The sequence below is a fragment of the Stenotrophomonas maltophilia genome (assembly GCF_900186865.1).
GTDB classification, from domain to species: domain Bacteria; phylum Pseudomonadota; class Gammaproteobacteria; order Xanthomonadales; family Xanthomonadaceae; genus Stenotrophomonas; species Stenotrophomonas maltophilia.
In genome coordinates, this window is record NZ_LT906480.1 from 3,279,841 (window position 1) to 3,306,242 (window position 26,402).

27 protein-coding genes are annotated in these 26,402 nt (G+C 66.3%); 13 read left to right on the forward strand and 14 right to left on the reverse strand.

Annotation, left to right across the window (positions count from 1 at the left end):
• Positions 1-254 precede the first annotated feature (254 nt).
• The 6 genes from CKW06_RS15620 to CKW06_RS15645 form a co-directional block, all read right to left on the reverse strand.
• The gene (locus CKW06_RS15620; RefSeq protein ID WP_024956652.1) at positions 255-815 is read right to left on the reverse strand and encodes an NADPH-dependent FMN reductase; all 561 of its coding nucleotides are present in this window, start codon (positions 813-815) and stop codon (positions 255-257) included.
• Positions 816-881: 66 nt separating this feature from the next.
• Complete coding sequence (gene asnB, locus CKW06_RS15625) at positions 882-2,825, reverse strand: asparagine synthase (glutamine-hydrolyzing) (protein WP_024956651.1); 1,944 nt, start codon at positions 2,823-2,825, stop codon at positions 882-884.
• A gap of 3 nt (positions 2,826-2,828) precedes the next feature.
• Positions 2,829-5,108, reverse strand: a complete 2,280-nt coding sequence (locus CKW06_RS15630) for a transketolase C-terminal domain-containing protein (RefSeq protein WP_012480788.1) — start codon at positions 5,106-5,108, stop codon at positions 2,829-2,831.
• Between the two features lie 62 nt (positions 5,109-5,170).
• Positions 5,171-5,827 (reverse strand): glutathione S-transferase family protein, encoded by a 657-nt coding sequence (locus CKW06_RS15635; RefSeq protein ID WP_005410282.1) that lies wholly within the window; start codon positions 5,825-5,827, stop codon positions 5,171-5,173.
• Between the two features lie 176 nt (positions 5,828-6,003).
• Positions 6,004-6,546: a GNAT family N-acetyltransferase gene (locus CKW06_RS15640; protein ID WP_005410283.1), complete on the reverse strand. Its 543-nt coding sequence runs from the start codon at positions 6,544-6,546 to the stop codon at positions 6,004-6,006.
• Between the two features lie 123 nt (positions 6,547-6,669).
• Positions 6,670-7,512 carry a glycine zipper 2TM domain-containing protein gene (locus CKW06_RS15645; protein ID WP_005410284.1) on the reverse strand — a complete coding sequence of 281 codons (843 nt, stop codon included), beginning with the start codon at positions 7,510-7,512 and terminating at the stop codon, positions 6,670-6,672.
• Positions 7,513-7,675: 163 nt separating this feature from the next.
• On the opposite strand from CKW06_RS15645, the gene CKW06_RS15650 reads away from it, so the two are divergent.
• Both CKW06_RS15650 and CKW06_RS15655 read left to right on the forward strand, forming a co-directional pair.
• Complete coding sequence (locus CKW06_RS15650) at positions 7,676-7,894, forward strand: DUF6116 family protein (RefSeq protein ID WP_005410285.1); 219 nt, start codon at positions 7,676-7,678, stop codon at positions 7,892-7,894.
• Positions 7,891-8,664 carry a TatD family hydrolase gene (locus CKW06_RS15655; RefSeq protein WP_024956650.1) on the forward strand — a complete coding sequence of 258 codons (774 nt, stop codon included), beginning with the start codon at positions 7,891-7,893 and terminating at the stop codon, positions 8,662-8,664. The genes CKW06_RS15650 and CKW06_RS15655 overlap by 4 nt, the downstream gene beginning before the upstream one ends.
• 34 nt (positions 8,665-8,698) lie before the next feature.
• Here the strand turns inward: CKW06_RS15655 and CKW06_RS15660 are convergent, their stop codons facing one another.
• Positions 8,699-9,523, reverse strand: coding sequence for a tRNA threonylcarbamoyladenosine dehydratase (locus CKW06_RS15660; protein WP_024956649.1), 825 nt, complete (start codon positions 9,521-9,523; stop codon positions 8,699-8,701).
• 80 nt (positions 9,524-9,603) lie between these two features.
• Here CKW06_RS15660 and CKW06_RS15665 point away from each other — a divergent pair, with 80 nt between their 5' ends.
• Both CKW06_RS15665 and CKW06_RS15670 read left to right on the forward strand, forming a co-directional pair.
• Entirely contained in the window at positions 9,604-10,038 is a 435-nt protein-coding gene (locus CKW06_RS15665) for a hypothetical protein (protein ID WP_024956648.1), read from the forward strand.
• A gap of 136 nt (positions 10,039-10,174) precedes the next feature.
• The gene (locus tag CKW06_RS15670; protein ID WP_005410289.1) at positions 10,175-10,669 is read left to right on the forward strand and encodes a glycine zipper 2TM domain-containing protein; all 495 of its coding nucleotides are present in this window, start codon (positions 10,175-10,177) and stop codon (positions 10,667-10,669) included.
• 73 nt (positions 10,670-10,742) lie between these two features.
• Here CKW06_RS15670 and CKW06_RS15675 read toward each other — a convergent pair whose 3' ends face one another.
• The gene (locus CKW06_RS15675; protein WP_005410290.1) at positions 10,743-10,952 is read right to left on the reverse strand and encodes a cold-shock protein; all 210 of its coding nucleotides are present in this window, start codon (positions 10,950-10,952) and stop codon (positions 10,743-10,745) included.
• Between the two features lie 236 nt (positions 10,953-11,188).
• On the opposite strand from CKW06_RS15675, the gene CKW06_RS15680 reads away from it, so the two are divergent.
• The 3 genes from CKW06_RS15680 to arsC all read left to right on the forward strand — a co-directional run bounded on the left by CKW06_RS15680 (position 11,189) and on the right by arsC (position 13,289).
• Entirely contained in the window at positions 11,189-11,674 is a 486-nt protein-coding gene (locus tag CKW06_RS15680; RefSeq protein ID WP_005410291.1) for a DUF456 domain-containing protein, read from the forward strand.
• A 119-nt stretch (positions 11,675-11,793) separates the two neighbouring features.
• Positions 11,794-12,948, forward strand: a complete 1,155-nt coding sequence (locus CKW06_RS15685; protein WP_005413953.1) for a phospholipase A — start codon at positions 11,794-11,796, stop codon at positions 12,946-12,948.
• Positions 12,948-13,289, forward strand: a complete 342-nt coding sequence (arsC, locus tag CKW06_RS15690) for an arsenate reductase (glutaredoxin) (RefSeq protein ID WP_024956646.1) — start codon at positions 12,948-12,950, stop codon at positions 13,287-13,289. The genes CKW06_RS15685 and arsC overlap by 1 nt, the downstream gene beginning before the upstream one ends.
• Positions 13,290-13,477: 188 nt before the next feature.
• Here arsC and CKW06_RS15695 read toward each other — a convergent pair whose 3' ends face one another.
• The 3 genes from CKW06_RS15695 to CKW06_RS15705 all read right to left on the reverse strand — a co-directional run bounded on the left by CKW06_RS15695 (position 13,478) and on the right by CKW06_RS15705 (position 16,154).
• Positions 13,478-14,113 (reverse strand): glutathione S-transferase family protein, encoded by a 636-nt coding sequence (locus tag CKW06_RS15695; RefSeq protein ID WP_024956645.1) that lies wholly within the window; start codon positions 14,111-14,113, stop codon positions 13,478-13,480.
• 58 nt (positions 14,114-14,171) lie between these two features.
• Entirely contained in the window at positions 14,172-14,510 is a 339-nt protein-coding gene (locus CKW06_RS15700) for a hypothetical protein (RefSeq protein ID WP_005410295.1), read from the reverse strand.
• Between the two features lie 126 nt (positions 14,511-14,636).
• Positions 14,637-16,154 carry a fumarate hydratase gene (locus CKW06_RS15705; RefSeq protein WP_024956644.1) on the reverse strand — a complete coding sequence of 506 codons (1,518 nt, stop codon included), beginning with the start codon at positions 16,152-16,154 and terminating at the stop codon, positions 14,637-14,639.
• Positions 16,155-16,300: 146 nt separating this feature from the next.
• On the opposite strand from CKW06_RS15705, the gene CKW06_RS15710 reads away from it, so the two are divergent.
• The 5 genes from CKW06_RS15710 (at position 16,301) to CKW06_RS15725 (ending at position 21,307) form a co-directional block, all read left to right on the forward strand.
• Positions 16,301-17,185, forward strand: a complete 885-nt coding sequence (locus CKW06_RS15710) for an RNA polymerase sigma-70 factor (RefSeq protein ID WP_024956643.1) — start codon at positions 16,301-16,303, stop codon at positions 17,183-17,185.
• 57 nt (positions 17,186-17,242) lie between these two features.
• Positions 17,243-17,707 (forward strand): hypothetical protein, encoded by a 465-nt coding sequence (locus tag CKW06_RS23630; protein ID WP_143568573.1) that lies wholly within the window; start codon positions 17,243-17,245, stop codon positions 17,705-17,707.
• A gap of 176 nt (positions 17,708-17,883) precedes the next feature.
• The gene (locus CKW06_RS15715; protein WP_005413960.1) at positions 17,884-18,336 is read left to right on the forward strand and encodes a carboxymuconolactone decarboxylase family protein; all 453 of its coding nucleotides are present in this window, start codon (positions 17,884-17,886) and stop codon (positions 18,334-18,336) included.
• A gap of 239 nt (positions 18,337-18,575) precedes the next feature.
• Positions 18,576-20,447, forward strand: coding sequence for an ABC transporter ATP-binding protein (locus CKW06_RS15720; RefSeq protein WP_024956642.1), 1,872 nt, complete (start codon positions 18,576-18,578; stop codon positions 20,445-20,447).
• Positions 20,448-20,527: 80 nt separating this feature from the next.
• Positions 20,528-21,307 (forward strand): ferredoxin--NADP reductase, encoded by a 780-nt coding sequence (locus CKW06_RS15725; protein ID WP_005410300.1) that lies wholly within the window; start codon positions 20,528-20,530, stop codon positions 21,305-21,307.
• Positions 21,308-21,383: 76 nt separating this feature from the next.
• On the opposite strand, the gene CKW06_RS15730 is transcribed toward CKW06_RS15725, so the two are convergent.
• Positions 21,384-21,863: a glutathione peroxidase gene (locus tag CKW06_RS15730; RefSeq protein WP_005413962.1), complete on the reverse strand. Its 480-nt coding sequence runs from the start codon at positions 21,861-21,863 to the stop codon at positions 21,384-21,386.
• A gap of 130 nt (positions 21,864-21,993) precedes the next feature.
• On the opposite strand from CKW06_RS15730, the gene CKW06_RS15735 reads away from it, so the two are divergent.
• Positions 21,994-24,162 (forward strand): M3 family metallopeptidase, encoded by a 2,169-nt coding sequence (locus CKW06_RS15735; protein WP_024956641.1) that lies wholly within the window; start codon positions 21,994-21,996, stop codon positions 24,160-24,162.
• 202 nt (positions 24,163-24,364) lie between these two features.
• Here CKW06_RS15735 and CKW06_RS15740 read toward each other — a convergent pair whose 3' ends face one another.
• Both CKW06_RS15740 and cfa read right to left on the reverse strand, forming a co-directional pair.
• Positions 24,365-25,126: a hypothetical protein gene (locus CKW06_RS15740; protein WP_024956640.1), complete on the reverse strand. Its 762-nt coding sequence runs from the start codon at positions 25,124-25,126 to the stop codon at positions 24,365-24,367.
• A gap of 142 nt (positions 25,127-25,268) precedes the next feature.
• Complete coding sequence (gene cfa / locus CKW06_RS15745; protein ID WP_012480799.1) at positions 25,269-26,384, reverse strand: cyclopropane fatty acyl phospholipid synthase; 1,116 nt, start codon at positions 26,382-26,384, stop codon at positions 25,269-25,271.
• Between the last annotated feature and the right edge of the window lie 18 nt (positions 26,385-26,402).

The following is a 26,402-nucleotide window of genomic DNA, read 5'->3' on the forward strand; positions in this document are numbered from 1 at the left end:
TGGACAAGCCTGTGGATAAGCCGTGGAGAAACGGGGGATATCCGCCAGTGCCTGGCCACTCTGGCGCGGGGGCGTCGCAGTGCCTGCGACGGGCGCCGTTGCGGCGCCCGGGTGGGTCATTATCGCAGATCAGGCGGCCAGGGTCGGATTCCGTGCAGCGCACGGACTCCGGTGCTCAGCGGAACGTAGGGCCAGGGCCCGCCGCTGCGCGCCGGGATCCGACCCGCGGCCTGGCTGCTGCTACCCCATCGGTCTCAGTCGCCCTTCACGTGCACCGCGATCAGTGCCAGGAACCGGTCCACGTACCCCTGCAGGAATTTCTGCGTGCCCTCGTTGTGGATCGTGCCGTCGGCGTCGATCAGGCCGTCCTTGAAATGGATGAACGCCTCGGGCTGGCCGAGCACGTGCATGTCCAGGAAGGCCAGGCTGTTGCGCAGGTGCTGCTGGGCCACGGCGGTGCCGATCTGGCCGATGGAGGCGCCGATCACCGCCGCCGGCTTGCCGGCAAACGCACTGTCACCGTAGGGGCGCGAGCCGACGTCGATGGCGTTCTTCAGCACGCCCGGCACCGACCGGTTGTATTCGGGGGTCACGAACAGCACCGCGTCGGCGGCGCGCACCTGATCCTTCAGCCGGGTGCCCTGAGGCGGGTACTGGCCATCGAAATCCTGGTCGTACAGCGGTAGATCACCAATCTGCACGTACTGGAAGCGCGCGCGGTCGCCAGCGATCTTCTCCAGCGCATGGGCCAGCTTGCGGTTGCAGGAATCCTTGCGCAGGCTGCCGACGAACACAGCGATGGTGGGGACGGACATAGGGACATACTCCTCACGGTGCGGGAGGCCCAGCCTAGACGCCGGGCCCGTGCCGTCCGGTGAAGATCAGCCCCCGGTCACGCGGGCCCGCACCTGCCGCCAATGCGCCTGCCAGGCCTGGAACATCAGCACGTTCCACAGGTGGGTATGCCACTTGCGCTGGCCGCCCAGGAACTGCTGCCACAGCGGCTGCACCGCCGCCGCTGACAGCACGCCTTCGCGCTCCAGGCGCGCCGGCTGCAACAGATCCTCGGCCCACGGCCGCAGGTCGCCCTTCAACCAGTCGCTGACCGGCGCGCCGAACCCGCGCTTGGGCCGGTGCACCATCGACTGCGGCACGTAGCGGCCAAGCACGCGCTTGAGCAGCACCTTGCTGGTGGTTTCGCTGCGCTTGAAGCCCAGCGGCAGCGACCAGGCGAACTCGGCCACGCGCCAGTCCAGCAGCGGCGCGCGTGCCTCCAGGCTGACCGCCATCGAGGTGCGGTCGACCTTGCAGAGCAGGTCATCCGGCAGGTAGGTCACGTAATCGGCCAGCATCATCGCGTCGGCCGGCGTGCCGGCACCGTGCAGCGGATCGGCCAGGTCGTAGAAGCTGCCGGCGGCCTGTGCGCCGGGCACTGCCGCGGCGGGGTCGCGCCAGCGCGAGATGCGGTTGCGGTACACGTCGCCAATGCCACGCGCGCCGGACTCGGCCAACAGCGCGGCCAGTCCGCCGGTCCGCGAGGCCTCGCCCTGGTGCTGCGCGCGCGCGCCCATCCAGCGTCGCAGCGGGCCCGGCACGCGGCCCAGCATCTGCCAGTTGCGCAGCGCGCGCACGTAGCGGGTATAGCCGAAGAACAGCTCATCACCGCCGTCGCCAGACAACGCCACGGTCACGCCCTGCCGCGCCAGCCGGGCGACCAGCGCGGTCGGCACCTGCGAGGCATCGGCAAAGGGTTCGTCGAACATTGCCGGCAGCTGCGGCACGACTGCCAGTGCATCCGCGCCGCTGACGTAGAGCTCGGTGTGGTCGCAGCCCAGATGCGTGGCCAGTTCCCTGGCCAGCGGTGCCTCGTCGTGGCCCGAATCGGTGAAGCCGATGCTGAAGCTGTGCACCGGCTGCCCGCTCTGCGCCTGCATCAGCGCCGCCACCAGCGACGAATCGGTACCGCCGGACAGGAACACGCCCACCGGCACGTCGGCCACCATGCGCAGCGCCACCGCGTCGCGCAGCAGCCCGTCCAGCTGCTCCTCTGCTTCCTCGATGCGGCCCTGGAACGGCGCAGCCAGTGCCGCCTGCATGCGTGCACGCGCATCCCAGTACGGGCGCTGCGCCTGCTCCGGGCGATGCGCCGATGCACCCGCCGCTACGGCTTCGGCGTCCAGGCGCAGCATGCGGCCGGGCATCAGCTTGTAGCAGCGCTGGTGGATGCTGTGCGGGGCCGGAATGTAATCCAACCGCAGCAACAGGGTCAGCGCGTCGCGGTCGATGTCGTTGTCGAACGCCGGGTGCTGCCACAGCGCTTTCAGTTCGGAACCGAACACCAGGGTGTCACCGGCCCAGCCGTAGTACAGCGGCTTCTTGCCAACGCGGTCGCGTGCCAGCCACAGGCACTGCGCCTGGCGGTCCCACAGCGCGATGGCGAACATGCCGTTGCAACGCTGCAGGGTTTCTTCCATGCCCCACTGCAGGATCGCCGCGAGCAGCACTTCGGTGTCGGAATGGCCACGGAAAGCATGCCCCAGCGGCTCCAGTTCGGCACGCAGGGCGGCGAAGTTGTAGACCTCGCCGTTGTAGGCCATCACGTAGCGGCCATCGGACGAGGCCATCGGCTGGTGGCCCAGCGGCGACAGATCGAGAATGCTCAGCCGACGGTGCGCCAGCGCGATGCCTGCCCCGGCATCGACCCAGCTGCCGCCATCATCCGGCCCGCGGTGGTGCAGCGCCTCGCCCATGGCCAGGACCTGCGCCTGCAGCACCTCGGCCGACGCCACCGGCGCCGGCAACAACATTCCCGCCAATCCACACATGCATCAAGGTTCCTGCGCCAGTTCAAGGGCGGCGCCAATCACCGCATTGTCGCTTGGAAGCCCGAACATTGCTGCCCCTGCCAGCGGGGTATAGGTATCGGCGCCGCAGACCCGGCGCAGCGGCAGGTGGCCGAAACCGGCCTCGACCAGTGCGGTGACCACACCCTCGCCCACCCCTCCACTGTGGCGGCCCTCGTCCAGCACCAGCACGCGCCGTGCGCTGGCGGCCTGGCTGGCGATGAAGCCGGCATCCAGCGGCACCAGCCAGCGCAGGTCGACCACCCGTACCTGCCAGCCCAGTTGCTGTTCGATGGCCCGCGCTGCGCGCAGCGCCATCGGCACGCCATTGCCGTAGGTGTAGACCACCAGGTCGCCAGCCTCCGGCCCGTAAACACGGCCTTCGCCCGGCACCAGTGCCCGGCCCTGGGCCGGGTAGTCGAACAGCCACTGGCCATCGCCCGGCTCATGCAGGTCCTTGCTCATGTACAGCGCGATCGGCTCCAGGAACACCGCCACGCGCCCATCCACCCGGGCCAGCGCCGCCAGCGTGCGCAGCATCATCACCGCGTCGTCGCCGCGCGATGGGCAGCCGACCACCAGCCCGGGGATGTCGCGCAGGGCGGTGACCGAGTTGTCGTTGTGGAAATGGCCGCCGAAACCCTTCTGGTAGCCCAGCCCGGCCACCCGCACCAGCATCGGGTTGCGGTACTGGTCGTTGGAGAAGAACTGCAGCGAACAGGCTTCGCCACGCAGCTGGTCGATGGCGTTGTGCAGATAGGCCAGGTACTGGATCTCCGGGATCGGCAGCATGCCCATGTTGGCCAGGCCCTGCGCCATGCCCAGGATCATGGTCTCGTCCAGCAGGGTGTTGAAGACCCGGCGCGGCCCGAAGCGGCGCAGCAGATCCTTGGTGACGGTGTAGACACCGCCCTTCTGCGCCACGTCCTCGCCGAACAGCAGGCTCTGCGGATACTTGGCCAGCAGCTCCTGCAGACCATGATTGATCTGGATTGCGAGATGCCGCGGCGCCTGTCGTTCCGGCAATGCCTCGGCACCGCCATAGAGTGCCTCGCGTGCTTCGGCAGCGACCTCGCGCTGCGCTTCGGCCTGCACCGCTGCAGGGGTGTACGGTGCCAGCGGCGCCATCACCTCCCGCAGCGACTGCAGCTTCGCACTGCCTTCGGCATCGGCGGCAGCGGCCATGCAGCGCGCGCGCATCGTTTCGTAGGCCACTTCGATGGCGGCCGCATCCATCCAGCCTGATTCCAGCGCGATCTGCGCCGAGCGCAGCAGCGGATCCTGCGCCTCGGCCGCGCACAGTTCCGGCAGCGCGCGCCATTCCACTTCAAAGTCGGTGCCGGCATGGCCCATCAGGCGCGTGGTGCGCAGATGCAGGAAGGTCGGCCGCCGCGTGCGCCGGCAGTGTTCCACCGCCGCCTGCACCTGGGCGTGCCCGGTGGCCAGGTCGAGACCATCGGCAAAGAAATAGTCCAGCCCCGGCTGGTGGCTGAAGCGCTCGGCGATCCAGCCATCGGGGGTCTTCACCGAGATGCCCAGGCCGTTGTCCTCGCAGACGAACAGGATCGGTGCCGGTAGTTTCTGGTAGGCCGACCACATCGCGGTATTGAAGGCGGTCTGCGCGGTGGCGTGGTTGGCCGACGCATCACCGAACGAGCACAGCACGATGCTGTCAGTGGGAATGGGCAGCGCCTGCCCCAGCCGCTTGCCACTCTCGATGGCCAGTGCGGTGCCCAGCGCTTTGGGCAGGTGCGACGCAATCGTCGAGGTCTGCGGCAGCACCCACAATGGCTTGCTGCCCCACACTTTGTGGCGGCCACCGCTGGCCGGATCATCCGCGCTGGCGGCGAAGGACAGTGCCGCATCGCGCAGCGGGTCGATGCCCGGCACCTGCCGCGAACGCTCGGCCATGAAGGCGCCGGAACGATAGTGCAGGAAGGCAGGATCGGTGTGCCGGCAGGCCCGCGCCAGCAGCGCGTTGCCTTCATGGCCGGACGAACCGATGGTGTAGAAGACCTTGTTCTGCACGCGCAGCACGCGCGCCATCAGGTCCAGCTGGCGACTGGCCAGCTGCGAGTCGAACAGTTCATCGAAGGCGGCAGCGGTGAGCGTACTGCCCGGCAGGATCGGAGCATCTGCCGCGGGTCGCGGGCGCGGCGTCCCGCGCCACCCGCGCACCGCCTCAAGGAAATTGACGTCGCACACCTCGGCGCGGTTGAGCCCCCGCATGCGCGCGGGAATCGGATCCGGAACCACAGCGAACATCGAACACCCTCCGTGTCGTTGTTGCGTTCCGCCCGGCAATACCGGGCGCTACCCTGTGGGCATCAAGCCGCCTCGAAACGCGAGCGCACCTCGGCGGTCACCGCCGGCATCGGCAGGAAGCGCGGCTGCGCACGCACGCGCTGCAGCCAGGCGCGAACTTCCGGGAACGGCTCCAGGCTGATGCCGCCCTCGCCCGCCACATCGGTATAGGCAAACAGGGCGATATCGGCAATGCCGTATCCGCTGCCGGTGAACCACTGCGCTTCGCGCAGGTGCTGCTCCATCACCGCCAACGCAGTGGCGGCACGCTCGTGCAGGCGTGGCAGTTCGGCACGGCGTGGCGAGTCGGGCGCCGTCCAGCCCCGGATGAAGCGCGCTACCGCCACGCACGGCTCGTGCGTGTACTGCTCGAAGAACATCCAGCTCAACGCCTGCGCACGCTCCCAGCCATCGCTGGGCAGGTAGGGCGTGCCTTCTGCCAGCCAGAACAGGATCGCGTTGGACTCGGTCAGCACGCGGCCGTCGTCGCGGACGATCAGCGGCACCTTGGCATTCGGGTTGAGCGCCAGGAATTCGGGCGTGTGGGTCTGGCCATGGGCACTGTCCACTTCCACCCAGCGGTAACGGCTGCCGAGCTGCTCAAGCAGCAGCCGGACCTTGTGGCAATTGCCCGAGACCGACATGCCATGCACCGTCAGCGGGACGCGCTCTTCCACCATTGCCTGCTCCATCGGATCCGGCCGGCGGCCGGCTGCGTGCAGTCTGGCAAGTGCGCCAGGGAATGCCAAGCGCGGATGCAGCATGGCACCCCGGTAGTGCCTGCCGCTGGCCGGCATCCTCGATGCAGCTGGATCCAAGCGATTGCCGGCCAGCGGCCGGCACTACCGGGCCACGTTCAGCGTGCACGCTGCCGCCACTGTTCGCGCGACTGGCCCCAGATCTGCATCGGTTTGTCGTTGTACGGCGGCGGCAGTTCGCCCATCCGCAGCAACGTGCTGCCCAGCTTGCGCGCGACCGCCCGCGAGTTGTCGTTGTTCTCGGCGATGGTATGGATCACCTCGTGCCAACCCAGCGTGTCGAAGGCCCAGTCGATCGCCGCGACCGCCGCTTCCGGCGCATAGCCCCGGCCCCAGCTGGCGCGGCGGATGCCCCAGCCGACCTCGGTACCCGGCCAGTCCTGCGGTTGCCAGGGGCCCATCCGCCCGATCCAGTCCCCGCTGGATTTTTCGATCACGCTGAACATCGAAAAGCCGAACAGCTGCCAGGCGCCAGCCAGGCTGCAGAAGCCGCGCCAGGCTACCGAAGGCGGCTGCACGCCACCGAGGGTGCGCATCGTTTCCTCGTCGGCGCAGAACGCCAGATAGGGTTCGTAGTCCTCGCGCAGCAGCGGACGCAGGATCAGGCGCTCGGTTTCCAGGCGCAGGTCGAAGATGCTCATGCCGACTCCATGTCGAAGGGGCCACCATGATGGTGGATTCCGCCTCCACACGGATGAATGCCCGCGCTCACAACGAAACGGGCCGGCATGCGCCGGCCCGTCGGGTACAGCACGTATTCTGGATTACTGGCGCGTGGCCGCAGTGGCGCCGGCAGCAGCGGTCTGCGTGACCAGCTGGCCATCGACCACCGGCAGGCGATCGCTGGCCGGCTTGTTGTCCATGCGCACAGTCTTCTCGGCGCCGTCGTAGCGGTAGGTCACGTTGTAGCCCTTCACCACGTCATTGGTGCCCATGGCGATGCGGTTGCCCGGCTTGCTGGCCATGCGCATGGTGCCGGTGGTGCCGTCCTCGTTGCGGTAGGTCACGTTGTAGCCGGTAACACGGCTCGACTCGGAGGTGGCGGTCTCGGTGTGGCACTGGCGCTCGGTGCGGTTGACCACGCGGCCACCCACATGGCGCTTGTCGATCTGGTTGCCGATGAAGCCACCGGCCACGGCACCGGCTGCGGTCGCGGCCTTCTTGCCGTTGCCACCGCCGACCTGGTTGCCGAGCAGGCCGCCGACCACCGCGCCGACCACGGTGCCGCCGACGTTGCCGTCACGCTCCGGCAGGCGCTCCTGCACGGTCACGTCCTGGCAGACCTCGTGCGGGGTCTGGGTGGTGGAGGTCTCGCGCACGGGATCGGTGCCGATCACGGTGGCGTAGGCCTTCTGCTTCTCGGTGATCGGGTCGACCTTCAGCACGTCGGCGTATTCCAGCCCGCGCGGTGCAGACGGGTCGAGCTTGTCGCCACGCGCGCCATCGTCAACGGCATTGCCGTCAACCAGCCGTGATTCACCGTTGGGGGTTCCGGCGCTGATGGAATCAGGCGACTTGTCGCCGCTCTTCATGAAGGCGGCGGTGGCGATGCCACCGACCAGCAGCGCGCCCGCTGCGACCAGGACAGTTGTAGTTGTGCTTTTCATGACCTGCTCCTTGCGGACCATCCGCAACGTTCTCGGCCCAGATTGCAGCATGCACTGCCTGAACGGAATCTCCACATTTCCTGCTCATTCCTGTAACCCATTCAGCATCGGGAAATGCTGGGCCCGTGGTAGCGTTTGCATATTCCCCACGAGGATCCACGCCATGGCCAACCCGATGCTGCTGCCGGTACTGCAATGGGCCCGCCGGCTGCGCTACCCCACCCTGTTCAAGCTGACCGCCGGCCTGTTCGTGCTGACCCTGTTCATTCCCGACCCGATTCCGTTCGTCGACGAGCTGGTACTGGGCTTCGGCACCCTGCTGCTGGCCAACTGGAAGAGCCGCAATACAGTCCCGGCCCCGCCGCCGCTGGAACAGCGTTGATTCCGCTGGTCGACAGCCATTGCCATCTGGATGCCAGTGAATTCGATGCTGACCGCACGGCGGTGATCGAGCGCGCGGGCGCCGCGGGCGTGCGCGAGCAGGTGGTACCGGCCGTCACGGCCGCCAGCTGGCCGAAGCTGCGCGAGGTCTGCCGGCAGGCACCGGGGCTGTACCCGGCCTACGGCCTGCATCCGATGTTCCTGGCCGAGCACCGGCCCGACCATCTGCCGCTGCTGCGCGAATGGATCGATCGCGAACGCCCGTGCGCGATCGGCGAATGCGGGCTGGACTTCTTCGTCGAGGGACTGGATGCAGAGGCGCAACTGGCGTACTTCATCGGCCAGCTGCAACTGGCCCGCGAGTTCGAGCTGCCGGTGATCGTGCATGCGCGACGCGCGGTGGATGCGGTCATTGCCGCGATCCGTCGCGTCGGCGGCCTGCGCGGCGTGGTGCACAGCTTTTCCGGCAGCCCGGAACAGGCCGCGCAACTGCATCGGCAAGGCTTCCTGCTCGGTCTCGGTGGTCCGCTGACCTACGAACGCGCGCAACGGCTGCAGCGCCTGGTGCGCGGGATGCCGCTGGAACAGCTGCTGCTGGAGACCGACGCGCCCGACCAGCCTGACGCCGGCATCCGCGGCCAGCGCAACGAACCAGCGCGACTGGCAGTCATCGCCCGCCACGTGGCCGCACTGCGCGGGATGGAGCTGGACGCGGTGGCCCAGGCCACGACGGAGAATGCGCGGCGCCTGTTCGCGCTGCCGGCAATGTAACGGGCAGGTGCCGGCCGCTGGCCGGCACGATCCATCACACCTCGCTGGACTCGACCACTTCGGCCTTCACCTTCTTCGGCTCCAGCAGCATTTCAAGCGCCTTGCCGACCGCCGCGAAGGCGAAGGCACCGGTGATGTGGGTTGCCGCACCGAGGCCTGCGCCACAGTCCAGTTTCAATGCAGCATCCGCACCGAGGTTCGGGCGGATGCCGCAGACGCTGCCATCGGCCTGCGGATACTTCACGTTTTCCAGCGAGTACACCGCCGGTACGCCAAAATAGCGCTTGGCATTCTTCGGGAAATTGAACTCGCTCCGCAGCTTCTTGCGGATCAGCGCCAGCATGGCGTCATGCTCGGTGCGCGAGACATCGCGGATGCGCACCAGGGTCGGATCGGTGCGACCACCGGCAGCCCCCACGGTCAGCAGCGGCAGCTTGCGGCGACGGCACCAGGCGATCGTCTCGACCTTCACCCGGAAGCTGTCGCAGGCATCGATCACCAGGTCGAAGCCATGGTCCAGCAACTCGGCCATGTTCGACACGGTCAGGAATGCCTGCACGGCATCGACCTCGATGTCCGGGTTGATCGCACGGCAGCGCTCGGCCATCGCCTCGGCCTTGTTGCGGCCGTAGTTGCCTTCCATCGCCGGCAGCTGCCGGTTGGTGTTGGACACGCAGATGTCATCGGCGTCGATCAGGGTCAGGTGGCCGACCGCCGAACGCGCCAGCGCTTCCACCACCCACGAGCCGACCCCGCCCATGCCCACCACCGCCACGCGGCTGCCCTGCAGGCGCTCGAGCGCACCTACGCCATACAGCCGTTCGATGCCGGCGAAGCGTTGTTTGACCTGTTCGTTCATGCGGCTATTTTAACGTGCAGGCGCCAGCGCCTACAGCGCGCCGGCATCGAACCCACCGTTGCACGCCAGGAGAGCCCGCCATGAACGCCAGCCCGCCCCGCCGCCCGTCCACTGCCCAGCGGTACCTGTTCGTGCTGTGCCTGGGCCTGCTGATCGGCCTGGTCGCCACGGTCATGGTCGGCCGCGCCCTGCAGGCCCGCCGCGACCCGTTCCCGGACAGCCTGATGCAGGTGATGCAGCGGCAAGCGCAGCTGCTGCAGCAGGCCCAGCAGCAGAACCGCTGCAGCCTGGCCGACAGCGTGCCGCGGCTGCAGGCGCTGCGCCTTCTGTCCAACGACCTCGACCTGGCCTTTCCCGGGCTGAAGGACAACGGCCGGTTCCAGCAGCACGTCAGCCAGCTGCGCGGCAACCTCAACGCCGCATTGGCGGCTCCGCCCAGTGACTGCACCGCCCTGGCCAAGGTCGTGGAAACCGTGCAGGCCGACTGCCGCGCCTGCCACCAGGACTTCCGCTGACGCGCATTCATCCTGTAGCCGGGCAAGGCACGCCTGGTTGGCACCTTGTTCACGTTCGAAAGGAGAGGATTCGTCCACCCTGCTGCATGACGCAGTACCACCCAACACACCCGCCTTCACGGCCAGGAGACGCTCCATGAAGATCCAGCTCATTGCCGCCAGCGCCATCGCTACCCTCGCCCTGGCTGGCTGTGCCACCTCGCCCGGCTACGGTGGCGGTGGTTACAACAACGGCTACAACAATGGTGGCTACGGCAACAACGGCGGTTACAACCAGGGCCGTTGCGCTGACTGTGGCATCGTCACCCGCATCAACACCGTGCCGTCGGGCCGCACCGCGCCCAGCGCGACCGGCGCCATCCTCGGCGGCATCGTCGGTGCCGTGGCCGGCCATGAGATCTCCGATCACACCGGTGGCAGCCGTGGCAACAAGAACATCGCTGCGGCCGCAGGCGCGGTCGGTGGCGCGCTGGCCGGCAACCAGATCCAGAAGAACGTGACCAGTGATACCTACGACATCAGCGTGCGCATGGACGATGGCCGCACCATCGTGGTCAACCAGCGCGACCTCGGCGGCATCCGCGAAAACACCTACGTGCGCGTGGTCAACGGCAAGGTCATCCTGCGCTGACCTGCGCCGGGCCGGCGGCAAAGAAAAAGGCCCGCTTGCGCGGGCCTTTTTCATGTGACGGCTTGCAGCGCGATCAGGTCGGCTGCACGGCGTCGGCCTGCAGGCCCTTCTGGCCCTGCACGACGGTGAAGGTGACCTTCTGGCCTTCCTTCAGGCTCTTGAAGCCCTGGGTCTGGATGGCACGGAAGTGCACGAACACGTCTTCGCCGTTTTCACGGCTGATGAAGCCGAAGCCCTTTGCATCGTTGAACCACTTGACGGTACCGGTCTCGCGATCAGACATCTCACTAACTCCCTGGTGACTCTCTCTTGTTGTTGGAAACGCCTGGTGGGCGGCTGACAAGCAAGGGGGAAGCGAGGTGCATCGATGCAGCGGATCGGGAAGATCTTGCTTCATCAGGCCACGATCCACGGTGACCTTGCCAAGCTCAGCGACTGCAACTTAACCCGCCCAAAACGAAAAAGCAACTGGCAAAATCTTTCACTGTCAACCCCAAAACGGCGACCATACGGGACAGCATGGGACTCTCATTCATCTTATATCTGCTAGCGGTCATTTTTGTCCTTGTCGGCATCGCCGGAATCATCCTGCCAGCCCTGCCCGGCATCCCGCTGGTGTTCATCGGACTGCTGCTGGCGGCCTGGGCGGACGGCTTCACCCACGTCGGCTGGCCGACCCTGGTCGCGCTGGGCGTACTGACCGTCCTCTCGCTGCTGGTGGACGTGCTGGCCACGGTGGTGGGTGCGCAGCGGGTCGGTGCCAGCCGCAAGGCGCTGTGGGGTACGTTCGTCGGCAGCATCGTCGGCCTGTTCTTCATGCCGATCGGCCTCTTTGCAGGCCCCCTGATCGGCGCCCTGGCCGGCGAGTACTGGCACACCCGCGAACTGGCGCGCTCGACCAAGGTAGGCCTGGCCACCTGGCTCGGTATCCTGCTCGGCCTGGCGCTGAAACTGGCCGTGGTGATCGCGATGCTCGGCCTGTTCGCCTTCGCCTGGTTCCTGTAACCCGCACTGCCTTCACGCCGCGCGCACGCGGTGCCCGTGCATAAACCGTGGGGGCTGGCCGTGAACCGGTGCAGCCGCCACACTGTGCGATTCCCGTATTCACCTAAGGGCCTGCTGCAATGACCCTGTCTCCGCTGCTTCCCCGTCTCGCGCCGCTGGCGCTGGCCCTGGCCAGTGCGCCGCTGGCCGCGCAGGAGTTCGCGCCCAGCGCCGAAGCCTCGCCGGCCGCGTGCGCGGCGATTACCACCGATGCTGCCCGCCTGGCCTGTTATGACCGCCAGTTCGGCCGTACCCCGCAGGCCACTGCCGAGGCCGACGCTGCGGCCGAGGCGGCCGCGCAGGCCCGTCGCGAAGAACGCCAGACTGCACGCGTGAGCCAGGGCGAAGAGAAGCTGCGCGAGCGGGTCAGCGATCTGTTCCGTCCAGCAGCCCCTGACAGCGCACTGGCCAATGCTGGCCGCGGTTCGCTGCTGGACAGCCGCTGGGAACTGGCCGAGGACTCCAAGCTGGGCCCGTTCCAGCTGCGCGCCTACAAGCCGGTGTACCTGCTGCCGGCGTTCTGGACCAGCGATCGCAACACCACGCCGCATTCGCCGAACCCGGCCAACACGGTCACCACGCCGCAGGTGCTGGACAGTGCCGAGCTGAAGTTCCAGATCAGTTTCAAGACCAAGATCGCCGAGAACCTGTTCGGCGACAATGGCGACATATGGGCCGGCTACACCCAGAGCTCGCGCTGGCAGGCCTACAACGGCGAGGATTCGCGCCCGTTCCGCGAAACCAATTACGAGCCGGAAGTGATGATGGTGTTCCGCAACGGCTACTCGATCGGTGGCTGGCGCGGGCGCATGACCGGCATCGCGCTGAACCACCAATCCAACGGCCGCGCCGACCCGCTTTCGCGCAGCTGGAACCGGGTGATGCTCAACATCGGCCTTGACCGCGAGAACTGGGCGCTGGTGCTGCGCCCCTGGTACCGCATTCCCGAGACCCGCAGCGACGACAACAATCCGGACATCGAGGATTACATGGGCCGCGGTGATGCGACCCTGACCTGGAACCGCAACGGCCACGAAGTCTCGCTGATGGCGCGCCATTCGCTGCGCACCGGCAGCCGCTCGCACGGTGCCCTGCAGCTGGATTACGGCTTCCCGATCAGCAACCTGCTGCGCGGGCATGTGCAGGTGTTCGACGGTTACGGCGAAAGCCTGATCGACTACAACCACAAGGCCACCTACGTGGGCGTGGGCGTGTCGCTGCTGGAGTGGTTCTGATGCCCGTGACGATCTGGCACAACCCGGCCTGCAGCAACTCGCGCGGCGCATTGAAGCTGATACGTGATGCCGGCTTCGAGCCAGTGGTGATCGAGTATCTCGGCAATCCACCCGATGTGGCCACACTGCGCCAGGTGCTGGCCGAATCAGGATTGAGCGCACGTGATCTGGTGCGCAGCAAGGAAGCGCAGTTCGCCGAACTGGGCCTGGAAGGTGCGGACGAGGCCACGCTGCTGGCCGCGATGGCCGAACACCCGCGACTGATCAACCGCCCCGTGGTGCGCACGGACAAGGGCACACGCCTGTGCCGTCCACCGGAAACAGTGCTGGAGATCCTGTAACCCGCCTCGCCGCCGCGTAGCGGAGCGTGTTGGTAGAGTCGACTGTTGGTAGAGTCGACTGTTAGTCGACTTCCTCCTCACCCTTCATATGCCTCCGCGGAAAAGCCCGCACTGCGTGCGATAGTCGACTGACAGTCGACTCTACCCCAGCGCCCTCTTCTACCCGGATGCCCTCCTCCCCGGCTGGCTTACAGCCAGTCGGTGATGCCTTCGCGGCGGTACACCTCGGCGAACGCGGGGCGCGCCTTCATCAACGTGGCGTGCGCCTTCAGTACCGGCCAGGTGTCGCTGGGCCTGGGCATGTTGCGCGACCAGCGCATCAGCATCACCAGCATGTAGTCGACCACGCAGGGCGTGGCGCCCAGCAGGTAGGGGCCATGTGCATGCAGGTGCGCGGCCACATGCTGCCAGGCCGCTTCCAGGCGCTGCCGTGCCATCCCGCGGCTGGCCTCGATGTTCGCCTCGCCCGCCATTTCGTGTGGATAGAACCAGGCTCGATAGGCCGGCTGCAGCGTATTGGCACACCAGAACATCCAGCGGTAGGCATCGGCGCGCTGCGGCGTGCCCAGCGCGGGCAGCAGGTTGGCGTCCGGATGGCGATCCGCCAGGTACAACGCAATGGCCGCCGCTTCGGTCAGTACCAGGCCATCGATCAGCATTGTCGGCACCACACCGGCCGGATTCAGCGCCAGGTACTGCGCCGACTTGTGCTCGCGCGCGTCGAAATCCAGCAGCACCAGTTCATGCTCGATGCCCAGCTCGATCAGCAGCCAGTGCACCACCAGCGCGGCGGTACTGGTCGAACCATACAGCGTGGTGCTCATGCAGAAGATCCTGTACAGGTGGATCAGCCGATTATGCGCCCGCGCGCACGATCGTTGCTCAGCCGCAGCTGCTCATGCAGGAATCCCGGCGTTCGCCACAGGACATCATCGGCGCGCGCATCGTACAGTCATGCGTCTTCAGTTCGCAGGCATGGCGCAGGTCCGGGTTGTCCACGTCCTTGCAGCGCTTGTCCGGCGCCGGCACCATCCGCTGCTCGCAATTGCTCTGGCGGCTGCCGAGAGAGTCATTCTGCGCCATGCAGCTGCGATAGCCGGCCTGGCACTGCACGCGGCACTGCGCCGATGCAGGGAAATCCGCGCCTTCGTACGACGCTGGGGTGTTGCAGCCGGCCAGCGCCAGCAGCATGCCTACCACGATGAATCGATGCAGGGCCATGGACACGTCCTGTGCGAGGGTGTGCCGACCGTAGCAGAGCAAGGGCTACAGGCGCGTTAATCCTCCCCCCGGATACAACAACGGCGCCACACGGGCGCCGTTGTCTGGACCGAAGCGTGCGGGGAGTTACTCCACCACCACCGGAATCTTGCCGATGCGGGCCTGCCATTCGCGCGGGCCGGTCTTGTGCACCGATTCACCGGTGGAGTCGACTGCCACGGTCACCGGCATGTCCTGCACGGTGAACTCGTAGATCGCCTCCATGCCCAGGTCAGCGAAACCAACCACCTTGGCGGCCTTGATCGCCTTGGACACCAGGTAGGCCGAGCCACCCACGGCCATCAAGTAGGCCGACTTGTGCTTCTTGATCGCCTCGATCGCGGCCGGGCCGCGCTCGGCCTTGCCGACCATGCCCAGCAGGCCGGTCTGGGCCAGCACCTGCTCGGTGAACTTGTCCATGCGGGTGGCGGTGGTCGGGCCGGCCGGGCCCACCACTTCGTCGCGCACCGGATCTACCGGGCCGACGTAGTAGATGAAGCGGCCCTTCAGATCGACCGGCAGTTGCTCGCCCTTGTTGAGCATGTCGACCATGCGCTTGTGCGCGGCATCGCGGCCGGTCAGCAGCTTGCCGTTGAGCAGCAGGGTCTGGCCCGGCTTCCAGCTGGCCACGTCTTCCGGCGTGATCGTGTCCAGGTCCACGCGGGTGCCCTTGGACGCGTCGTAGGTCAGCTTCGGCCAGTCTTCCAGCGACGGCGGGTCCAGCATCACCGGGCCGCTGCCATCGAGGGTGAAGTGCGCATGGCGGGTGGCCGCGCAGTTCGGGATCATCGCCACCGGCAGGTTGGCCGCGTGGGTCGGGTAGTCGTTGATCTTGATGTCGAGCACGGTGGTCAGGCCACCCAGGCCCTGCGCACCGATGCCCAGCGCGTTGACCTTCTCGTACAGCTCCAGGCGCAGCTCTTCGATGCGGTTGGACGCACCACGGGCCTGCAGCTCGGTGATGTCGATCGGCTCCATCAGTGCTTCCTTGGCCAGCAGCATCGCCTTCTCGGCGGTGCCACCGATGCCGATGCCGAGCATGCCCGGCGGGCACCAGCCGGCGCCCATGGTCGGCACGGTCTTCAGCACCCAGTCGACGATCGAGTCGGACGGGTTGAGCATGGCGAACTTGGTCTTCGCTTCCGAACCACCGCCCTTGGCGGCGACGATCACGTCGACCTTGTTGCCCGGCACCACCTTGACGTTGACCACGCCCGGGGTGTTGTCCTTGGTGTTGATGCGCTTGCCGGCCGGATCAGCCAGCACCGAAGCGCGCAGCTTGTTGTCCGGGTGCATGTAGGCACGGCGGACGCCTTCATTGGCCATGTCTTCCACGCCCATGGTGGCATCGTCCCAGCGCACGTCCATGCCGATTTCCAGGAACACGGTGACGATGCCGGTGTCCTGGCAGATCGGACGGTGGCCTTCGGCACACATCCGCGAATTGATCAGGATCTGGGCCATCGCTTCCTTCGCGGCCGGCGACTTCTCGCGCTCGTAAGCGGCGGCGAGGTTCTTGATGTAGTCGACCGGGTGGTAGTACGAGATGTACTGCAGCGCGTCGGCGATGGACTGGATGAGGTCTTCCTGCTTGATCGATGTCACGTCTTGCTCGCTTGCTCGAGGCTGGCGGGGGTAATCCGCCCATTTTACCCCCTCCCCCGGCCCCGGGGTGGTAGTGCCGGCCGCTGACCGGCAAGATCCCCCCGACGCTCTGTCACGCCACGCGCCACTGCGGCGTCCTTGCCCACATGAACGCCGAAACCGCTTTCCAGACCCACCGCCCGCGCCTGATGGCCCTGGCCTACCGCCTGCTTGGCAGCCGCGCCGACGCCGAAGACGTGGTCCAGGATGCCTGGCTGCGCTGGTCCGGCGCCGACCCGGCGGCCGTCCGCGACCCCGAAGCCTGGCTGGTCACCACCACCACCCGGCTCGGCCTGGACCGGCTGCGCGCGGCCAAGCGCGAGCGCGTGCACTACGTCGGCCCATGGCTGGCCGAGCCGCTGGCGGTCACCCTGGAGCCCGACCCGGCGCCCGGCCCGGCCCAGCTGCATGCGCTGGCCGACAACGTTTCGGTCGCCTTCCTGACCCTGCTTGAACAGCTCGGCCCCGAGGAACGCGCCGCCTTCCTGCTGAAGGAGGCCTTCGACCACGACTACCGCGAGATCGCCGAGCTGATCGGCCATAGCGAGGCCAACTGCCGGCAGCTGGTGCACCGTGCCCGGCAGCGCCTGCAGGCCGGACGGCCGCGCTTCAACGCCGATGCCAGCCAGCACCGGCAGCTGCTGGCGCGCTTCATGGATGCCTCGCAGCGCGGCGACAGCGAGGCGATCCAGGCTCTGCTGCACACCAACGCGTTGCTGGTGTCCGACGGCGGCGGCGTGGTTACCGCAGCGATCCGCCCGCTGCTGGGCGCCGAGCGCATCGGCCGCCTGTTCTGGGCCATCGCCCGCCGTGGCGCGGTGCATCCGGCGCAGCTGGGCTATGTCAACGGCGAGCCGGCGATCTTGCGCTTTGTCGGTGATCGCTTGCACTCGGTCACCACCATCGAGGTGGTCGATGGCCGCATCGCCAACGTGTACAGCGTGTTGAATCCGGAAAAGTTGCCGACTATTCAAGGCGCACTCTCCGATTAGACATACGGACTTGGGCTTGGGCAATCTGTCAGCGCAATGGATAGGAAATTGACGGCAATGAATCCCAAGAAGCCAAGAAAGAGGATCAAAGTGAACGTCGGCGATGTATTTGCCGTACCGCTCAATGAAGTCGAGCTCGTTTTTGGCTATTTGCGCACTTACCAAGATCCGGACGTAGCGATCCTTCCATTCATTTCAAAGGGCAGAATGCTCCGTGACTGCGAACTTCCCACGTTGAAGAGCTTCATGGATGTACTGACTATTCGCACCGGAATTGAAAGAGGTGATTGGACCAGAATCGCCTCTTTTCCTTTTCCGAACGAAGAATCAACTTGGGCACCACCAAGAAGGCAACTATCAACGATCCGTCCGGATGTCAGGCTCGTGGTAGTCAAGGGCAACTTTGTTCCTGCTGAAAAATATGGCGAATGGGACACTCTACCCGTGCTCATCAAAGCCGATACTGACCAATTGAAAGCGTTGATTCTCACGTCAGCAGCCGAGTTCCAGATTCTCACTTGAGCGGGATGCACCACGGCTCGATGACACTACAGCAGTCTTTGAGGAGGTCGGCACGCGTATCTGGAGTCGCACTTGGCCCGTCGGCATTTCGCTTTTGACCATTCGATGTCACGAACAGGGACGGCACGGCGTCTTTGTAATGAAAGGCGGCCATCGTGGCCGCCGTGGAGCCCCCGATGTCCAATCACACTTCTCCCCGCGTCCCCTACACCCGCCTGGCCGCCGAGGCCTTCAAGGGCCTGCTGGCCACCAGCCAGGCGGTGCATGACAGCTCGATCGATCCGACCCTGATGGAACTGGTGTTCCTGCGCGTGTCGCAGCTCAACGGCTGCGGCTACTGCATGGACATGCACGGCACGGCGCTGCGCAAGGGCGGCATCGAGCCGCGCAAGCTGGACACACTGCCGGCATGGCACGAGAGCCGCTTCTTCGACGAACGCGAGCGCGCGGCGCTGGGCTGGGCCGAGGCACTGACCCGGCTGACCGACGGCGCGCCGTCGCAGGCGGCGTTCGATGCATTGGCGCCGCACTTCGATGAGAAGGGCATCAGTGACCTGAGCATGGGCATCGCGGTGATCAATGCCTGGAACCGCCTCGGTGCGGGGTTGCTGCCGCCGCTGCCGGCCTGACCCACCCGGCCTTCGACAGTTCATCGGTGCTGCTGGTAGGTGTCGACCTTGGTCGACACGGTGGATCCACGCCATGCGTGGATGCCGGAGAGTCGGATCCCTTCGCTTCGCGAAGGGCCCTGACCCGCTGTGGGTCGCTGGGGTCAGAGCCCTTTGCCGCGCAAAGGGATCTGACCCCAGTGCCGGCCACACGCCTGCACTGACCCCCTCTGCACGTATCAGGCGCGCACAATACGCGCATGCCTGCTACCCCCACCGCTGGCGCTGCCGCCGCGAAGAAGCCCAGCCTGCGCCAGCGCTTCAGGGCGATGCGCAACCTGCCGCCGTTCCTGCGCATGGTCTGGAAGACCAGTCCCGCGCTCACCCTGGCCAGCCTCGGGCTGCGCCTGATCCGCGCGCTGCTGCCGGTGGCGATGCTGTACGTCGGCAAGCTGATCATCGACAGCGCCCTGCACCTGAGCCAGCACGACGCCGGCTTCCCGCCGCTGGGCGAAGCGCTGTCCAGCGGCGTGCTGAATCCGCTGCTGGGCCTGCTGGCGCTGGAATTCGGCCTGGCCATCGCCTCGGACCTGCTCGGCCGGCTGGTCAGCTACGCCGATGCCCTGCTCTCCGAGCTGTTCGCCAACGTCACCAGCATCCGGCTGATGGAACACGCGGCAACGCTGGATCTGGAGGACTTCGAGGACCCGGACCTGCAGGACAAGCTGGACCGTGCGCGGCGCCAGACCATGGGCCGGATGAACCTGATGAGCCAGCTGTTCGGCCAGGTCCAGGACGCGATCACCGTGGCCAGCCTCGCCGTTGGCCTGCTGGTCTACGCACCGTGGCTGATCCTGCTGCTGGTGCTGGCACTGGTGCCGGCCTTCATCGGTGAATCGCACTTCAATGCGGCCGGTTACAGCCTCAACTTCCAGTGGACGCCCGAGCGCCGCCAGCTCGACTACCTGCGCCAGCTCGGTGCCAGCGTGGAAACGGCCAAGGAAGTGAAGATCTACAACCTGCACCGCTTCCTGGTGGAACGTTACCGGCGGCTGTCGGTGGCGCTGTTCCAGGCCAACCGTGCACTGGCCCGGCGCCGCGCGTTCTGGGGCACGCTGCTGGCTGCGCTGGGCACGCTGGGCTACTACACCGCCTACGCCTACATCGCTTGGCGCACGGTACGCGGCGATTTCTCGATTGGCGACCTGACCTTCCTTGCCGGCAGCTTCCTGCGCCTGCGCCAGCTGCTGGAAGGCCTGCTGATCGGCTTCTCGCAGGTGGCCAGCCAGGCGCTGTACCTGGACGACCTGTTCTCGTTCTTCCAGATCGAGCCGGAAATCCACTCGCGTGAAGGCGCCATACGCGTGCCGCAGCCGATCCGCCAGGGCTTCGTGTTCGAGAACGTCGGCTTCCGCTATCCCGATGCCGAACAGTGGGCGGTGCGCCACCTCGATTTCCAGCTGCAGGCCGGCGAAGTGCTGGCCCTGGTCGGCGAGAACGGCGCGGGCAAGACCACGCTGGTGAAACTGCTGGCACGGCTGTACGAGCCGGACGAAGGCCGCATCCTGCTCGACGGCCGCGACCTGCGCGACTACGACCTGGACGACCTGCGCGCCAACCTCGGGGTGATCTTCCAGGACTTCGTGCGCTACAACCTCAGCGCCGGCGAGAACATCGGCGTCGGCCAGGTCGAGGCGATGGACGACCAGGCACGCATCGCCGATGCCGCGCGGCGAGGCATGGCCGAGGAAGTGATCGACGACCTGCCCGGCGGCTACGACCAGCTGATCGGGCGCCGCTTCAAGCAGGGCGTGGACCTGTCCGGTGGCCAGTGGCAGAAGATCGCCATTGCCCGCGCGTGGATGCGCAATGCGCAGGTGATGATCCTGGATGAGCCAACGGCAGCGCTGGACGCGCGCAGTGAGTTCGAAGTGTTCCAGCGGTTCAGGGAGCTGGCGGATAATCGTACGGCAGTGCTGATTTCCCACCGTTTCTCTTCGGTACGCATGGCCGATCGCATCCTGGTGCTGGCCGATGGCCGCATCGAGGCCAGCGGCACCCATGCGCAGCTGATGGCCCAGGGAGGACGGTACGCCGAGCTGTTCGAGCTGCAGGCGGCGGGTTACCGCTGAGAACGCCTCTCGTTCCGCCCAATGAGAACCCATCTCATTTGAGATAGAATCAACCCCGACGACTTTCGATAGATACGCCCATGTCCTCCGCTTTCGGCGCCGAAACGGTGCTTGAGGTCCGTCACTGGACCGATGCCTACTTCAGTTTCACCACTACCCGCGACAGCGGCTTCCGCTTCGAGAACGGCCAGTTCGTGATGATCGGCCTGGAAACCGAGGCACGGCCGCTGCTGCGCGCCTATTCCATCGCCAGCGCCAACTGGGAAGAGCACCTGGAGTTCTTCAGCATCAAGGTGCAGGACGGCCCGCTGACCTCGCGCCTGCAGCACATCAAGCCGGGCGACAAGGTGCTGGTCGGCAAGAAGCCCACCGGCACCCTGCTGATCAGCGACCTGCACCCGGGCAGGAACCTGTACCTGCTGGGCACGGGCACCGGCATGGCGCCGTGGCTGTCGGTCATCAAGGACCCGGAGACCTACGAGCGCTTCGAGAAGGTGATCCTCTGCCACGGCGTGCGCTACGAGAAGGATCTGGCCTACCGCGATTACTTCGAGAAGGAACTGCGTGAGCACGAGTTCCTGGGAGAGATGATCGGCGACAAGCTGCTGTACTACCCCGCGGTCACCCGCGAGCCGTTCGCCAACCAGGGCCGCCTGACCCAGCTGATGGAAAGCGGCCAGATGCAGCGCACCCTCGGCCTGCCGGAGCTGAGCCCGGAAAACGACCGCGCGATGATCTGCGGCAGCCCGCAGATGCTGGCTGATCTGCGCAGCGTGCTCGATGCCCGCGGCTTCCAGGTCTCGCCGCGCATCGGCCAGCCGGGCCACTACGTGTTCGAGCGCGCGTTCGTCGAGAAATGATCTGCAACGGCAGCCGGCCGCCGGCCGGCTCTCCGTGCGCTCCGGGATTGCCGGCCAGCGGCCGGCACTACCCCCTTCACAGCAGCGCTTCGATCGCGCTGCGCAGCTGTTCCGGCCTGGTGGTTGGCGCAAAGCGCGCAGCCACCCGCCCCTGGCGATCGACCAGGAACTTGCTGAAATTCCACTTGATGCGGGCGCTACCCAGCAGGCCGCGCTTCTCGCGTGACAGCCATGCCCACAACGGATCAGCCCCCTCGCCGTTGACCTCGATCTTCTCCGAAAGCGGGAAGCTGACCGGATAATCCAGCGAACAGAACTGGCGGATCTGCGCGGCGTCCCCCGGCTCCTGCGCGCCGAACTGGTTGCATGGGAAGCCGATCACCACCAGGCCACGCTCGCGATACTCCTGCCACAGCTGTTCCAGCCCGGTGTACTGCGGGGTGAAGCCACAGCGGCTGGCGACATTGACCAGCAACAGCGGGTGACCCCGGTACCCGGCGAGGGCCTGTGGCTGGCCGTCGAGGTCGCGGAAGCTGAAATCGTAGGCAGTGGTCATGGCGGTGAACCGTGGGCGGTGAATGCATGGTACCCGCGCCCGGCCGCGGCAACATGCCTTTTGACACAAGTGCGGGCGCCGCCGGCCGGGTTACCCTCGGGCCCTTGTTTGCCTTACCGGAGTTCCTGCCTTGACCACCCGCCTTGCCCTTGCCGTGGCCATGTCCCTCGGCCTTGCCCTGCCCGCCTTCTCGGCCGGCGCCGCCACCCCGGCCGCCAGCAGCACCGCCCAGCAGGCCAATCCCTTCTTCGCCGAAAGCCCGCTGCCGCTGCACTTCCCGCAGTTCGACAAGATCAAGGACAGCGACTTCGCCCCGGCCTTCGACGCCGGCATGGCGCAGCAGCTGAAGGAAGTGGAGGCCATCGCCAACAACAAGGCCAAGCCGACCTTCGACAACACCATCATCGCCCTGGAAAAGAGCGGTGATGTCCTCGACCGCGCGACCACCGTGTTCTTCAGCCTGGTCGGTGCCGACACCAACGACACCCGCAAGAAGCTGCAGGCCGACTACTCGGCGAAGTTCGCCGCGCACAGCGATGCGATCGCGCTGAACGGCAAGCTGTTCGCCCGCATCCAGGCGCTGTATGACACCCGCAGCCAGCTGAGCCTGGACGCCGAAGGCGTGCGCCTGGTCGAGAAGTACTACGACAACTACGTGCGCGCAGGCGCCAAGCTGTCCGACGCCGACAAGGCCAAGCTGAAGGAGATGAACGCCGAGCTGGCCAACCTGGGTACCAAGTTCAGCCAGAACGTGCAGTCGGAGGTGAACGCTTCGGCGATCACCGTCGACGACGTCAAGCAACTGGACGGCCTGTCCAAGGAGCAGATCGCCGCCGCCGCCGAAGCCGCCAAGGCCCGCGGCCAGGACGGCAAGTACGTGATCACCCTGCTCAACACCACCGGCCAGCCGCCGCTGACCAACCTGGCCAACCGCGCCCTGCGCCAGAAGATCTACGAAGCATCGGTGAGCCGCGGCAGCCGCGGCGGTGAGTTCGACAACACCGCTCTGGTCTCCCGCATCATGCAGCTGCGCGCCGACAAGGCCAAGCTGATGGGCTTCCCGAACTTCGCCGCCTACAACCTGACCAACCAGACCGCCAAGACCCCCGAAGCGGTCAACGCGATGCTGGGCAAGCTGGCCCCGGCCGCGGTGGCCAACGCCAAGCGTGAAGCCGCCGACCTGCAGGCGATGATCGACCAGGAACAGAAGGCCGCTGGCAAGCCGACGTTCAAGCTGGAACCGTGGGACTGGGCCTTCTACAGCGAGAAGGTGCGCCAGGCCAAGTACAACTTCGACGAGTCGCAGCTGAAGCCGTACTTCGAAATGAAGAACGTGCTGGAGAACGGCGTGTTCTACGCCGCGGGCCAGGAATTCGGCCTGACCTTCAAGCAGCGCACCGACCTGCCGGTCTACCACGATGACGTCACCGTCTACGACGTGTTCGACGCCGACGGCAGCCAGCTGGCGATCTTCATCTTCGACCCGTATGCACGCGCCTCCAAGCGCGGTGGCGCGTGGATGAACTCCTACGTCTCGCAGTCCAAGCTGACCGGCTTCAAGCCGGTGGTCGCCAATCACCTGAACATTCCGAAGCCGCCGGCCGGCCAGCCGACCCTGCTGACCTGGGACGAGGTGAACACCACGTTCCACGAGTTCGGCCACGCCCTGCACGGCATGTTCTCCAACGTGAAGTACCCGTACTTCTCGGGCACCTCGGTGCCGCGTGACTTCGTCGAGTTCCCCTCGCAGGTCAACGAGATGTGGGCCGACAACCCGGTCATCCTGAAGAACTACGCCAAGCACTACCAGAATGGTTCGGCGATGCCGCAGGCACTGCTGGACAAGGTGCTGGCGGCAGCCAAGTTCAACCAAGGCTTCGCTACCACCGAGTACCTGGGTGCGGCCATGCTGGACCAGCGCTGGCACCAGATCGGCGCCGACCAGGTGCCGGCCGCCAAGGACGTGATGGCCTTCGAGCGCGCCGCGCTGGAGAAGGACGGCATCTACTACGCGCCGGTGCCGCCGCGCTACAAGACCCCGTACTTCAGCCACATCATGGGCGGCTACTCGGCCGGTTACTACGCCTACATCTGGTCGGAAGTGCTCGACGCCAACACCCAGAAGTGGTTCAAGGACAACGGCGGCCTGAGCCGCAAGAACGGCGACCACTTCCGCGCCACCCTGCTGTCCAAGGGCGGCAGCGTCGACGCGATGCAGCTGTTCCGCGATTTCGCCGGCCACGAGCCGCAGATCGAACCGCTGCTGGAAAAGCGTGGCCTGACCGGCGCCGGCAACTGATCGCCCGCGCAGTAGCCTGAAACGAAAAACCGCCCGGGAAACCGGGCGGTTTTTTTGTTGGGACATCCACGCATGGCGTGGATCTACTGGTGGGTGCCGACCGTTGGTCGGCACGATCCATTCGCGCCACGAACCCCGGCATCATCGATCCACACATGACGCACTCCAGTAGATCCGCGCCATGCGTGGATGCGCTTCCAGATCAGCGCCGAAACAGTCGCTCCCACCACCGTCGTTTCGGCGCACCGGGCGCGGCAGCGGCAGTCGATGCGACATCCGGGTGCGCTGCCACGAACTCCGCCAGCTGGGCCGCCGCGGCTTCCGCATAAAGGATCGCGCCGTCCGGCGCGCAGTTCAGCAGATTGCTCAAGCTGGTCGATGCATTGAGATCCATCGGGTTCGGCTCGACCACCTCGCTGGCCTCCAGCAATCCGCATCCGCTGGCGATCGCTTCATCGACAACACGCCAGAAAACGACCAGGCGTCCATCGGAGAACAGCTCCTCCAGGCGCGCAGCAAGTGCGCTGTCCACTGCATAATCAGCGCGTAATTGCTTCAGCCGGGCATGCGTGATGAACACGCCACCACCATAGTTTTCACGTAGATGGTTGCCGGCGGCAGCATCCGCCCACTGCAACGGCACCAGTTGCCGCCAGTCCGCGAAATACCGGGCGACCGCCGGATCGTCGATGAAAAACGAAAGGGCGCTCCCGCGGAGATAGTGATACCGCCGAAGGTGGCCGGCCACGATCGCCAGGTACAAAGCGTGCCCCTTCTCGAAAGGCACGTCGGCGCTGATCGAGCGAGCCTCGTCGATGCGTTCCTGCAACTGCTCCATGTAGAACGGCTCGATCCGGAACCGCTGTTGCAGCGCCTCGACCAGCGTCACGTCCTCCAGAGCACGGAAATAGATGTCACGGATCTCCGAATCCGCGACTGGATGGTAGGTGATGTCCCAACCCATGCTGCAACGCCTTCAGGAATGCGGTAACCCCGCCGACCCAACAGCGTAGCGTCGACGACGCCCACGCGCGGAGCTGACCGTGCAACACACGGATTTGGCGTCAGTAAGTATCGCATCCGGCCTGATCTACCCCTGCGCACCCTCAGCGTGGCGCCACGTACCCACCCGGTACGCCTTCCGGCGACAGCACCAGCTGCCACAGCTGCGCGTGCCGGCAGCGGAAGGTGGCCATCGATCCGGCCAGGTAGAACCGCCACATGCGGCGGAAATGCTCGTCGTAGCGCGCGTCCAGCTGCGGCCACGCCGCTTCCACGTTGCGTCGCCAAGCCTGCAGGGTGAGGTCGTAGTCGGTGCCGAAGTTGTGCCAGTCCTCCAGCACGAAGCGCCCTTCGAACGCCTTGCTGATCTGCACCGCCGACGGCAGCATTGAATTGGGGAAGATGTAGCGCGCGATCCACGGATCGGTGCGATGCCGCGAGATGTTGGTGCCGATGGTGTGCAGCAGCAGCAACCCGCGCGAAGACAGGCAGCGCCTGGCCACCTCGAAGAAACTGGCGTAGTTCTTGTCGCCGACATGCTCGAACATGCCGATCGAGAAGATCGCATCGAACGGCTCATCCAGTTCGCGATAGTCCTGCAGGCGGATCTCGATCGGCAGGCCGGCGCACAGTTCGCGTGCGAACCCGGCCTGTTCCTGCGAAATGGTCACGCCGACGCCGGTGACGCCGTAGCGCTCTGCTGCGAACTTCAGGGCTTCACCCCAGCCACAGCCGATGTCCAGCACACGCTGCCCGGGGCGCAGCCCCAGCTTGCGGCAGACCAGGTCCAGCTTGGCCTCCTGCGCGGCATCGAGATCACCGGCATTGCGCCAGTAGCCGCAGCTGTACACCAGGCGTTGGCCGAGCATGGCCTGGTAGAGGTCGTTGCCAAGATCGTAGTGGCGGCGGCCCACTTCGTAGCTGCCCTGCCCGACCTGCAGGTTGAACAGGCGCGCCTTCAGCGCATCGGCCACTTCGCGCCAACCGTGCACCCGTTCATCCAGGTGTGCCTGCATCAGGTGGACGAGGAATTCATCGAGGACGTTGGCATCCCACCAACCGTCCATGTAGCTCTCGCCGAGGCCGAGCGAGCCGTGCGCCATGACCCGCGCGAAGAAACGCGGGTCATGCACCTGGATGTCCTGTGGCTGGGTGCCGCCGATGCGGACCCCGGCTTCCTGCAGCAGGCCGGCGACCCGCTCCTGCAACCCTGTATCCACGCCACCTCCTCGACTGCG

Bases quoted from the DNA above. Each gene is read 5' to 3' on its own strand.
- CKW06_RS15620 (WP_024956652.1), bottom strand. From the start codon at position 815: ATGTCCGTCCCCACCATCGCTGTGTTCGTCGGCAGCCTGCGCAAGGAT.
- asnB (WP_024956651.1), bottom strand. From the start codon at position 2,825: ATGTGTGGATTGGCGGGAATGTTGTTGCCGGCGCCGGTGGCGTCGGCC.
- CKW06_RS15630 (WP_012480788.1), bottom strand. From the start codon at position 5,108: ATGTTCGCTGTGGTTCCGGATCCGATTCCCGCGCGCATGCGGGGGCTC.
- CKW06_RS15635 (WP_005410282.1), bottom strand. From the start codon at position 5,827: ATGGTGGAAGAGCGCGTCCCGCTGACGGTGCATGGCATGTCGGTCTCG.
- CKW06_RS15640 (WP_005410283.1), bottom strand. From the start codon at position 6,546: ATGAGCATCTTCGACCTGCGCCTGGAAACCGAGCGCCTGATCCTGCGT.
- CKW06_RS15645 (WP_005410284.1), bottom strand. From the start codon at position 7,512: ATGAAAAGCACAACTACAACTGTCCTGGTCGCAGCGGGCGCGCTGCTG.
- CKW06_RS15650 (WP_005410285.1), top strand. From the start codon at position 7,676: ATGGCCAACCCGATGCTGCTGCCGGTACTGCAATGGGCCCGCCGGCTG.
- CKW06_RS15660 (WP_024956649.1), bottom strand. From the start codon at position 9,523: ATGAACGAACAGGTCAAACAACGCTTCGCCGGCATCGAACGGCTGTAT.
- CKW06_RS15665 (WP_024956648.1), top strand. From the start codon at position 9,604: ATGAACGCCAGCCCGCCCCGCCGCCCGTCCACTGCCCAGCGGTACCTG.
- CKW06_RS15670 (WP_005410289.1), top strand. From the start codon at position 10,175: ATGAAGATCCAGCTCATTGCCGCCAGCGCCATCGCTACCCTCGCCCTG.
- CKW06_RS15675 (WP_005410290.1), bottom strand. From the start codon at position 10,952: ATGTCTGATCGCGAGACCGGTACCGTCAAGTGGTTCAACGATGCAAAG.
- CKW06_RS15680 (WP_005410291.1), top strand. From the start codon at position 11,189: ATGGGACTCTCATTCATCTTATATCTGCTAGCGGTCATTTTTGTCCTT.
- CKW06_RS15685 (WP_005413953.1), top strand. From the start codon at position 11,794: ATGACCCTGTCTCCGCTGCTTCCCCGTCTCGCGCCGCTGGCGCTGGCC.
- arsC (WP_024956646.1), top strand. From the start codon at position 12,948: ATGCCCGTGACGATCTGGCACAACCCGGCCTGCAGCAACTCGCGCGGC.
- CKW06_RS15695 (WP_024956645.1), bottom strand. From the start codon at position 14,113: ATGAGCACCACGCTGTATGGTTCGACCAGTACCGCCGCGCTGGTGGTG.
- CKW06_RS15700 (WP_005410295.1), bottom strand. From the start codon at position 14,510: ATGGCCCTGCATCGATTCATCGTGGTAGGCATGCTGCTGGCGCTGGCC.
- CKW06_RS15710 (WP_024956643.1), top strand. From the start codon at position 16,301: ATGAACGCCGAAACCGCTTTCCAGACCCACCGCCCGCGCCTGATGGCC.
- CKW06_RS23630 (WP_143568573.1), top strand. From the start codon at position 17,243: ATGAATCCCAAGAAGCCAAGAAAGAGGATCAAAGTGAACGTCGGCGAT.
- CKW06_RS15715 (WP_005413960.1), top strand. From the start codon at position 17,884: ATGTCCAATCACACTTCTCCCCGCGTCCCCTACACCCGCCTGGCCGCC.
- CKW06_RS15720 (WP_024956642.1), top strand. From the start codon at position 18,576: ATGCCTGCTACCCCCACCGCTGGCGCTGCCGCCGCGAAGAAGCCCAGC.
- CKW06_RS15725 (WP_005410300.1), top strand. From the start codon at position 20,528: ATGTCCTCCGCTTTCGGCGCCGAAACGGTGCTTGAGGTCCGTCACTGG.
- CKW06_RS15730 (WP_005413962.1), bottom strand. From the start codon at position 21,863: ATGACCACTGCCTACGATTTCAGCTTCCGCGACCTCGACGGCCAGCCA.
- CKW06_RS15740 (WP_024956640.1), bottom strand. From the start codon at position 25,126: ATGGGTTGGGACATCACCTACCATCCAGTCGCGGATTCGGAGATCCGT.